3 protein-coding genes and 1 pseudogene are annotated in these 3,484 nt (G+C 72.8%); all 4 read left to right on the top strand.

Annotation, left to right across the window (positions count from 1 at the left end):
- Window positions 1-189, top strand: a pseudogene (locus DQW85_RS25780) (FAD binding domain-containing protein); the annotation flags it as partial.
- A complete protein-coding gene (locus DQW85_RS25775) occupies window positions 186-2,525 on the top strand; it encodes a xanthine dehydrogenase family protein molybdopterin-binding subunit (protein ID WP_113702541.1) in 2,340 nt (779 codons plus the stop codon). The pseudogene DQW85_RS25780 and the gene DQW85_RS25775, both read left to right, overlap by 4 nt.
- The gene (locus DQW85_RS25770) at window positions 2,522-3,019 is read left to right on the top strand and encodes a (2Fe-2S)-binding protein (protein WP_113702540.1); all 498 of its coding nucleotides are present in this window, start codon (window positions 2,522-2,524) and stop codon (window positions 3,017-3,019) included. Before DQW85_RS25775 ends, DQW85_RS25770 begins: the two co-directional genes overlap by 4 nt.
- Window positions 3,016-3,484, top strand: a 469-nt coding sequence (locus tag DQW85_RS25765; protein ID WP_162795375.1) for an SRPBCC family protein, incomplete at its 3' end; no start/stop codon positions are given. The genes DQW85_RS25770 and DQW85_RS25765, both read left to right, overlap by 4 nt.

Here is a 3,484-nt window from a genome sequence, read left to right as displayed (position 1 = left end):
GGGCCCGCGCCCGCGCGGGTGCCGGAGGCCGAGGCGGTGCTGGCACGAGGCGGGACGTTCGCCGAATGCGCCGAGGCCGCCGCGGCGGCCATCGACCCGCCGGCCGACGGCCACGGCAGCGCCGAATACCGCAGGGCCCTCACCAGGACCCTGCTCGTCCGGGCATGTGAGGAGGCGATGACGCGATGAGCTGGGTCGGAAAGTCGGCTGCCCGTCGCGAGGACCCGCGGTTGCTGACCGGGAACGGGAGGTTCGTCGACGACATCCACCTGCCCCGCATGCTGCACGCGCAGTTCGTCCGGAGCACGATCGCCAACGGGAGCGTGGCCGGCGTCGACCTGTCCGCGACCCTGGCCGTGCCGGGTGTCGTCGCCGCGTTCACCGCCGCCGACCTGGAGCTGGGTGACATCACGGCCGTCCTCGACCGGCCGCCGTCGGAGTTCGTGCCCACCGCGATGCCCGTCCTGGCCCGCGACCGGGTCCGCTACGTCGGCGAACCGATCGCCATCGTGCTCGCCGAGGACCCGTACTCCGTGGAGGACGGCCTGGAGGCCGCCAGGGTGACCTACGAGGCCGGCCCGCCGGTGCTCTCCGACGAGCAGGCGCTCGCTCCTGGAGCGCCGCTCGTGCACGCCGCGGCGGCGGCGAACACGCTGGTGGACGTGTCGATGTTCGCCACCGAGGGCATCGACGACATCTTCGCCGCGGCTCACCGCGTGGTGCGCGTGCGGTCGCGGACGGGCCGGCAGAACGCGCTGCCCCTGGAGACCAGGGGCAGCGTCGTCACCTGGGACGCGCGCGAGGAACAGCTCCTCGTGCGCACCTGCACCCAGGTCCCCCACCTGGTCCGCACGGCCACGGCCGAGTGCCTGGGCCTGCCCGAGCGCGCGGTCCGCGTGGTGGTGCCCGACATGGGCGGCGGCTTCGGGCAGAAGTGCGTCGTCGGCCGCGAGGAGATCGCCGCCGCCGCGGCGGCGCTGCGGCTGCGCCGCCCGGTGAAGTGGATCGAGGACCGCCGGGACGCCCTCACCGCCTCGTTCCTGGCCCGCGAGCAGCGCTACGACGTGCGCGCCGCGTTCGACGAGAGCGGCAGGATCCTGGCCCTCGACGCCGACGTGGTGTGCGACATGGGCGCCTACTCCTGCTACCCGTTCACCGCCGGCATCGAGCCGCTGATGGCGTCGGCGGAGATGCCGGGCGTCTACCGGGTCCCCGCCTACCGGGTGCGCGGCCGGGCCGTCACCACCAACAAGGCGCCGTCGGCGCCCTACCGGGGCGTGAGCAGGCCGCAGATCGTCATGGTCATGGAGCGGCTCTTCGAACGGGCGGCCCGCGAGCTGGACCTGGACCCGGTCGAGATCCGGCGGCGCAACCTGATCGTCGAGTTCCCGTACACCGGGGTCAACGACGTCACCTACGACCCCGGCTCCTATCTGGAGTCCCTGAACCTCTGCGAGCGGATGCTCACGGACGAGGGCTGGTACGAGCTCAGGGAACAGGCCGCGGCCGAGGGCCGCTTCGTCGGCATCGGCTACTCCTGCTTCAGCGAGCGCACCGGCTACGGCTCCGGCGCGTTCGCCAAGCGCAAGATGGCCGTGGTGCCCGGCTTCGACCTCGCCGAGGTCAAGATGGACCTCACCGGCGCGGTCACCGTGACGACCGGGACCATGAGCCACGGGCAGAGCCACGAGACCACGCTCGCCCAGATCGTCGCCGACCGGCTCGGCCTCGACCTCGGCCAGGTCAAGATCCACCAGGGCGACACCGACCGGATCACCTACGGGTTCGGGACGTTCGCCAGCCGGTCGGCCACCATCGGCGGCAGCGCGGTCGCGCGGGCCGCCACCAGGCTTGCGGACCGGCTCCTGCTCCTGGGCGCGCACCTCCTGGAGACCACGAGCGACAACGTCGAGCCGCACGGCGGGGGCGTGCGCAGGCGCGACGACCACGGGCGCGCGCTGACGTACCGGGAGCTGGCCGGCGTCGCCTACCTGAGGGCCGACCTGCTCCCCAAGGACGCCGAACCCGGCCTGTCCGCGAGCGCGTCGTTCGACGTGCACGGCGACGGGACGTTCTCCAACGCAGCCCACGGCGCGGTCGTGGAGCTGCATCCCGGCACGGGGCGGGTGGAGTTCCTGCGCTACGTCTGCGTGGAGGACTGCGGGGTCGCCATCAACCCGCGGGTGGTCGAGGGGCAGTGCCGCGGCGGCATCGCCCAGGGCATCGCCGGCGCCCTGTTCGAGCAGGTGACCTACGACGCGCAGGGCGAACCGTCGTGCGCGTCGTTCATCGACTACAAGGTGCCGACCGCGAACGAGATCCCCGACATCGAGATCCGCCATCTGGAGACGCCGTGCGCGTTCACCGAGAGCGGGGCGAAGGGCGCCGGGGAGGGCGGCACGATCGGCGCTCCCGCCGCGGTGCTGAACGCCGTGAACGACGCGCTGCGCCCCACCGGGGTGGAGCTCGACGACACCCCCATCCGGCCGGAGACGGTGCAGCGGGCGATCGGAGCGACTTCATGACCGAGAAACTGCTGATCAGCCTCACCGTGAACGGGGAGCGGCACGACGACCTGGTGGTCGAGTCGCGGCACACCCTGGTGGACGTGCTCCGGCACCACATCGGCCTGACCGGCACCCACGTCGGATGCGAACACGGCGTCTGCGGCGCCTGCACCGTCCTGCTCGACGGCGCTCCGGCCCGCGCGTGCCTGGTCTTCGCGGCCCAGGCCGAGGGGCACGACATCCGCACGGTCGAGTCCCTGGCCGTCGACGGCGACCTGAACGACCTCCAGCGGGCGTTCTCCGCCCACCACGGCCTGCAGTGCGGGTTCTGCACGCCCGGCTTCCTGATGCTCGCCGAGGGCTTCCTCGCCGAACGTCCCGACGCGACGAGAGAGGAGATCCGCGAAGTCGTGTCCGCCAACCTGTGCCGGTGCACCGGCTACCAGACCATCATCGACGCGATCGAGGACTGCGCCCGGGGGCGGCGCCGCGAAACGGGGGACTCCCGATGATCCTGGACAACGAGATCACCGTTGCCGCCTCGCCGGACGCGGTCTTCGCGCTGGTCAGCGATGCCGAGCGAGTGGTGACGTGCCTGCCCGGCGCGGCCCTGGAGGGCCGCGACGGTGACGCCTACCGGGGCGGGGTCAAGGTGAAGGTCGGCCCGATCACCGCCGCGTACGCCGGGACCGTGCGCTTCCTGGAGGTCGATCCCGGCCTGCGCCGGCTGCGGCTGCAGGGCCGGGGCGCCGACACCCACGGCGGCGGCGACGCCGAGGCCGAGATCGTCCTCACCGTGGTGGAGGCGCCCTCCGGGGCGGTGATCCGGGTGAGGACCGACCTGCTGATCAGGGGGAAGATCGTCCAGTTCGGCAAGGGCGCGATCGCCGCCGTGTCGGTCAGGCTGCTTCAGCAGTTCGCCGGAAACCTCGCCGCCCTGATCGAGGCCGACCGCTCAGGCGCGCCGGTCGCGACCG

Source organism: Nonomuraea lactucae (assembly GCF_003313395.1).
GTDB lineage: Bacteria > Actinomycetota > Actinomycetes > Streptosporangiales > Streptosporangiaceae > Nonomuraea > Nonomuraea lactucae.
The sequence above is the reverse complement of the archived record's forward strand: the minus strand, read 5'-3'. Positions and strand labels throughout refer to the sequence as shown.